This window comes from Haloferax sp. Q22, assembly GCF_001482285.1.
Classification (GTDB): Archaea; Halobacteriota; Halobacteria; order Halobacteriales; family Haloferacaceae; genus Haloferax.
In genome coordinates, this window is the sequence record NZ_LOEP01000043.1 from 1 (window position 1) to 6,423 (window position 6,423).

6 protein-coding genes are annotated in these 6,423 nt (G+C 57.2%); 4 read left to right on the forward strand and 2 right to left on the reverse strand.

Features of this window, described 5'->3' with window-relative positions; translation table 11 throughout:
* Positions 1–457 precede the first annotated feature (457 nt).
* Positions 458–1,414 (forward strand): hypothetical protein, encoded by a 957-nt coding sequence (locus AM590_RS18310; RefSeq protein WP_058828730.1) that lies wholly within the window; start codon positions 458–460, stop codon positions 1,412–1,414.
* Positions 1,415–1,921: 507 nt separating this feature from the next.
* Here AM590_RS18310 and AM590_RS18315 read toward each other — a convergent pair.
* Positions 1,922–2,410, reverse strand: coding sequence for a hypothetical protein (locus tag AM590_RS18315; protein WP_013035721.1), 489 nt, complete (start codon positions 2,408–2,410; stop codon positions 1,922–1,924).
* A gap of 115 nt (positions 2,411–2,525) precedes the next feature.
* Here AM590_RS18315 and AM590_RS18320 point away from each other — a divergent pair, with 115 nt between their 5' ends.
* Complete coding sequence (locus AM590_RS18320) at positions 2,526–3,326, forward strand: hypothetical protein (protein ID WP_013035676.1); 801 nt, start codon at positions 2,526–2,528, stop codon at positions 3,324–3,326.
* Positions 3,327–3,934: 608 nt separating this feature from the next.
* On the opposite strand, the gene AM590_RS20960 is transcribed toward AM590_RS18320, so the two are convergent.
* Complete coding sequence (locus tag AM590_RS20960) at positions 3,935–4,096, reverse strand: hypothetical protein (protein ID WP_172795836.1); 162 nt, start codon at positions 4,094–4,096, stop codon at positions 3,935–3,937.
* A gap of 852 nt (positions 4,097–4,948) precedes the next feature.
* Here AM590_RS20960 and AM590_RS18325 point away from each other — a divergent pair.
* Positions 4,949–5,503, forward strand: coding sequence for a hypothetical protein (locus AM590_RS18325; protein ID WP_058828731.1), 555 nt, complete (start codon positions 4,949–4,951; stop codon positions 5,501–5,503).
* A gap of 188 nt (positions 5,504–5,691) precedes the next feature.
* Positions 5,692–6,348 (forward strand): hypothetical protein, encoded by a 657-nt coding sequence (locus AM590_RS20625; RefSeq protein WP_157575486.1) that lies wholly within the window; start codon positions 5,692–5,694, stop codon positions 6,346–6,348.
* Positions 6,349–6,423 lie beyond the last annotated feature (75 nt).

A 6,423-nucleotide genomic window follows, 5' to 3' on the forward strand; every position in this document is an offset into this window, starting at 1 on the left:
CCGAAGCTACGTCTTGCAGGGCGTTGGAGCTGGTGGACACAGTTTCCAAACCCTGCGGCCTCCCTTGGGAGGCTTTCTATGACACGCTCCATACGGAAGCAACTCACAGCCCCACCGCCCCCAGGTGGGTTCTTCAGAAGCGGACCTCGCTGGTAGGACAGCAGGCCCGCGTGGACTTCCGTAATCTAGGTACGAAAGCCATGTTCAAGTCGATTCCCGTGGGTCTTGAATCCCACGTCCGAGCGCACGCATCGTCTAGAAGTAGAAGTACGTTCTTGGTATCCCAGCTGGTGGACTCGTTGGTGGGTGTTCTCGCGGTTGTCCCGCAGTCCCAAGCGACGGCACCGCCACAGGTGGTGGGCTCCCAATGACGGATTGTCCCCCCACTTGTCCGGCCGACACAGACACAGACACCACTCCCGATTCCACCTCCAATTCCGACTCCACCCCCAACACCATGCCCTCCCTTGAGACCCTTTGTGATCGTATCGAAGAACTCGAACAGACCGTGGCAGCCCAACAGCACCGAATCGAGTCGCTTGACTGCAAGGTCGACGAGCTCGAAACAGAACTGGAAGCCGAACGCGAGGCCCGACAAACGGCCGAAGCCCGATGTGCCGAGGTTGCTGAGACGATCGACCGTGAGGTCTCTGCTCGGTTAGAGGCGTTGTCACGGAAAACCGAGGCAACCCGCGAGCAGGTTGTTGAGTTGCAATCGCGGAGTCTCGAGAAGGGCGGGCACTTGCTGGCCGCCAATGTCGATCCTGATCGGATTGACGTCCATGGCCACCAACTCGAGCAGATTACCAAAGACGACGACAACGAGTATTTTCGGCTGCCCGGTGAGGAAGACCCCTTAGACCGTGGGGGTGCCGTGGTTCACTCGACGGCTGATTTGCTGCCCTTACAACGACTCGCCCGGTTCGACGATGAAATGCTCGCATCGACAACCAACCGCAAGCCCGACGAACTCGCGGCCAAGGCATGGCGTGAGCGGGATAATCCGGGTCGCTACAAACTGTGGTCGAACGGTGGGGCGAATGTTCGAACCTACATGACCGCCCCAGACCTCGCAGATTGGATTCGCCAAGAAGAGGCCGGGGTGTCGAAGAAGTACTCCCAAGAGTTGGCTCGCCGGACCATCGATGCCATGATCGAGTTAGCCCGCGGGAAACTCGGGAAAACGAAACGGAAGCGGCGGACTGACGGGTTGACCTACCACGAAACGCGAGTGGTGTTGCATCAGGGCACCGAGTTGCCCGGTGAACGGCCCGTGACGGACGCAACGGCTGGGTCTGAGTCCCAGTCAGCCAGCGGGAAGGATGGCTATGCGGCCACGGGTGACGGCAGAGACGACCACGATCCGAGCCACGACGACCAGGCTCCGGCCACAGACGCGGTTGTCGGTCAGTAGCGTGGCCGGAGGCACAGCCAGCCAAACACTGTAGCAATCCACGACAGGCGACGATCGAACCGACCGTCCTTAGCACGCCCAGTCGACCCCTCTGAGGGGTCGACTAGTCATGGGTATAACTACTCGATCGGCTGTCGTCGGCAGTTGTGGGCAACCGCCCAGAGACGGTACACTGACCACCGTGTCTGTGGTCGGAGTCAGTGGTCTGCGCGTGAATCGCCTCAGGGTCAAGCTGGGAGGGAAGCAGATAGACAACGAGCAAGTTGAACACTATGGCGACACCAAAGAGCGCAAAGGTAGTCCGGAACAGCGGCCGCGCGTCGAGAACCACTCGAAGTACGGCTTCGGAGAGCTTCGAGTGAAGCCCGTCACTCCAGATGAATCCAACGTCAAGAAACGCCGAAGTCGGAGCACTGACAAACGAACAATGTCCGGCAAGGATTCCACAGTGTCTAGGTCGGTCAGACTGACTAAAGTAGATCACATTGTCAACAACTGACAGGGAGGCTATTGGTTCGTACTACCGTCGACGGCATCGAGATCAGGTTCGTCAAACTCGAGTGCCTCCGAAACCGCCACTGGAAGTTCCGGTCGCGGTGCCGATTCGTGGCGTTCAACTTTCTCGGTCTTACGGGTGTTCTCGTAGAGGGCTCGAGCGACCGGAAGCCCACGGAGATACTTGTAGTCGTAGAGGACTTCGACACCACGCGCTGTGAAACCGTAGAACTGCGAGGGGAGATCGCGTTTCTCCTCGCTCGGTTCGTATGTATAGCGTGCGAGGAGTCCGGCGTCGATCAGCGTCTCCAGCTGGTCTTTGATGGCCGCCTGACTCTTCCCAGTCATGTACTCGAGTTCGGCGAGCGACATGAGATGGGCGGGATGGCCCAGCAGTTCCTGGATGATGAGGTGGCGCGTATCTTGGGACAGTAGCTTGAACAGCCGTTGCTGTTCCGCGAATGGACCCGCATCGGCTGTTCCGCTGTGACTCTCGCTCATACGTGTCTCTACGAGCAGCGGCGCTATAACAGTTCGGATCACCCAAGTTGGTATTTATTGAATAAACCAAAGTGGTTCAGAAGAGATATAGTGTTGTGGTCTGAACCGACAGATAATGAGCGATCCAAGCCCACCGCCAGATGCTGCGGACATTATGACGGTGGTACACGAGGCTGTTGGGGGCCTCGAACTTGAACCAGCAGAGAAGCGAGAGATTTGGCGCTTCACCCGGCGTGAATTGCCGTATCTCTGGAGCCAGCGGACATCGTACTTTATCCTTGGCAGCTATCGCGATCCCTACATCCGCCAGCTCCGTGCCGTGCAGAACGAACTCACGAGGCAACTCGGTGCGTATCCGTTCATAATGGGGGATCTCATCGAACTGCCGACTGACCGCCTCAATACGTTCGATATCATGTTCTCCCTGTTGGCGACGTACAGCGACTATATCGTCGGTGTCTTCGAGAAGGAAAGCGGTGGGGAAGCGCCGGAATTAGGCGAGATCGATGACCCACCGTATTTCGAGAAATCGTACGTGTACCCACGCGACTACTCGTGGGTCACTGATGCGCACCTTGAGTCGAAACACCACGTCATTCAGGCTGCGCTTGAGATTGCATTTACGGATGACTTGACGGAGGATGAAGCAGCGTCAAAAATCAAGTCGCTCCTCGAGCGTGCACAAGACACTGGCATCAACATCGCTGAAGACGAAGTCTGGGAGGTGCTCAGCAACCGGACAGACACGGGAGAGGACCCAGCAGCGTACAGTTGGGTGCATCTCAACAAGTTCCGAAAATTCGAATTACACGATCGGTGTTTCCCATGGACAACGGAGGAAGAACTCCGAGCTGCTGTTGCTGAGCTCCCGTCCCCAACACCACGTCCGGAGTGGGAAGAACGTGATGAGTCGTGAGTTCCAGCCACCGCGCTCGTAGTACGCGCAAGCTTGCTGAACGAGAAAGACTGTGCGAGCGGGTTGTGTGAACTCCGAGAGTCTAACTGGCGGTGCAAAGTCACGAGCGCTGTATTCAGCACGAACTCAGTAAACTCCCAGCGGCTGAGAACTTCAAGAGATCCATATATGAATTCGTATATGCGTTGTATGTCTCTTGTACTCGACAAATATGCTGAGATAGCGCAACAGCGCCTGACCGGACCTGACAGACTGGCACGAATTGAGGCGGGCCCCAAGCGACTGCCGCACGCAACAGCACCGCACGTGGGGCGCTGAGCCAGCTATCGACAGACTGGACACCAAGCGGGCGTTGCCTATACGGACACCAGACGGGCATCGACAGGATCGACACCACGCGGGCATCGCTCACACGGACACCCACCAGTTCGACAAGCAGCACATGGAGGCCTGACCCCGTCGTCAGAAACACCGCACCGCGCTCAGTCGCTCGCTTGGGATACCCGCTCGCTCCCTCGGAGCGGGGATTCACCAGCCATCGTCACCAGTAGTCTTGGTGGTCGACACGCACAGCTGGGGTTCCACGTCTCGTCTCGTCTCGTCTCGTCTCACGTTTCGCGTTCACCGTCAACGTATATGTGGGCGTATATGTGAACGTATATGTCCAATTGGGGCGTCGCTTCTGCAGTCCCCGTCTTCGCCTCTCCGGCATCGGTATCGTCATCGAACTCGAGATATCGGCGTCGATAGGCTGGGAGTTCACTCGCCATCGCCCACAGTCGCACTCAGGTACGTTTGCATTGCTGGCAGGCCCCCAATCGTTCACGTCTCGGAAGATGACTGACGGCGCTGTGAGGCCAGTTCTCGTCGCTGCTCGCTCACCACCACCGGATACTCGTCCTCGCATTTGCAGGCCGGTGTCCCCACGGTCATTGCCTCCAACATCTGGACCGCTGTTTCGCTCTCGTTTCTCTTGGGGTTCCGCCGTCGGAACCACAGTCCACACTCATTCTGTGGCGCCACGTTAGCTCTCGACGTCGTCACCGTCGCTGGGTGTCGGCCGCTGGTTCGTTTTGTAAATCGTCGTCGACGGGGTTCTCTATCACGGTCGCCCCCGTCACCGTCGTCGTCGCTCGTCACGTGCTCGCCATTGGCCGCTGTTCGCGGGCTCAGAGTTCTGGTCGCGTTTCGCTCACTTTTCGGTCGTCGTCGTCGGCGTTGCCCTGGCCGTCGTTCTGTTCGCCGCCGCGGTCGTGTGTCGTTTTCGACGTGGTCGCTTCTGCCGTGGCTGCTGTTTCTCCCCCCATTGCGACGTCCCAGTCTCGTCGCCGTGCCCGGTGTCATGGTGACGCTGACCGCGTCACCGCCGGGGGGTTCGTGACGTTCCCCCTGGTGTCTTTATCGTCGCTCTGTCGGGTGTCTTCTCTGTTTTGTGATATGACTGGTGTCGCCTCTCGTCGTCGCTCGCTCTCTGGTCGTCCTCGTACGCTCGGCCTGCCTGCCCCTCCGGTCGCCGCTTGGCGTGGTTTGGTTCGCATAGGCCATTGTTTCCTCGCGCCGCTTGTTCCGTAAGGCGTTCCATAGGGAATATGATTTTGTAGGTGGCGTGTTTCGTGTTGGATATGGAGCAGTTGAACGAAACTCAGCGGGAAATTCTGTCGGCTCTCGACGAGCGTGGTGGGCGGGGAAATACATCTAATATCAAGAGTGAGATAGGTGAGATGACAACCTCGAATCTCGGCAAACAGGCGCGGTCGCTGGCGGAGATGGGACTGATTGAGAAGGTGGGTGAGGAGGACGTCGGCGCTCCGATTCCTGCGAACGTGTATGCGCTGACCGAGGAGGGCGAGCGGGTCGCCGGCGACCTCGACGACCGGACCGAAGTCCGAGTGGGCGTCTCCGAGGAGGATGTGGCTGACCTACGGCACAAGGTGTCGGACTTGTCGACGGCGCTCAGTCATCTGCACGACCGCGTCGACGACCTCGCAGACGAGCAGGACAACGACGATGGGGACCAGCTATCAATGGTTGTTGAGGACCTCGATGAGGCGGTGTCCCGGCTTTCAGGTTTGGAAGACAAGACATCGGCATTAGAGTCTGAGGTTGAGAGCCATTCCCAAGCGCTGGAGACGCTGAACGAACGCACGATACGTCTCCGCGAGATGATTGACGAATAGGTGTTCGTTCGCCACTCACTCTAACTTGATGTAACCGATTGTGCATGTCTCTTGGCGTTGTAGACCCCGACAAACCTTTCGGTTTGTTAGAGTATTCCACACAACATTTATTGGGTGAACGTGTGACAAGACAACGCATTGTGTTGAGACCTGTGGTATCTAGGGAAATGATCTGATACTCTCCATGGATGGATGAGGACAAAGTAGAGGCTATCGGGAAAGCCCTCCGTAGCGACGACTATCGACTCCGGGCGATCGGTATCGTCAGTAAAATAGATCCACTATCTCGACGACTCGTTGAGTCTTGGGTAGACGACGTAGCGTTTGCCCTGGAAGACGAAAACAATCCATACAACCAGTATCAGGTTCTCAAAGAGCTGAAGCGGATGGCGAAAGCATACCCTGAGTTGGCTACTACAGCCGTTCCAGCCATCGCCCGTGAGCTGGATAAAGAACTCCGCAACTTGAACGGCGAAGAACCGTCATCTAACAAGAAAGTTGTCTGGTGTACATCGATACTCCATGCAATTGTAGAGGGGACAGAACCGGACGATGGCTTTCCAGACGTTCCCCCTAGCGACCTTGACGCAATCTTTAGTCACGGTGATGCAGCGCATCGTTCACTGGGTTACAGATTATTGGGGCGTATTGCGACTCCACAGACGGTTAGAGAATTAGTAGAGGACTCATCCTACGAGGTGGACTCGGTCTTCGATTCTCGTAAGGTTGCTCTCCAAGAAGCCGGAAGAATCGTCGCCCGGTCTTTGGGTAGTGACGGACGTATGACGACTGACGACGCGATCATCTCCTTTTCAGAATTGTACGCAACGGGGAGGGTGTCATAGAACGATTAGCACACCAAAGAGCAGGGTGAATGCTGAGGTGGAATGAGCTCAGCGACCCTGCAAGATGATCCTTCG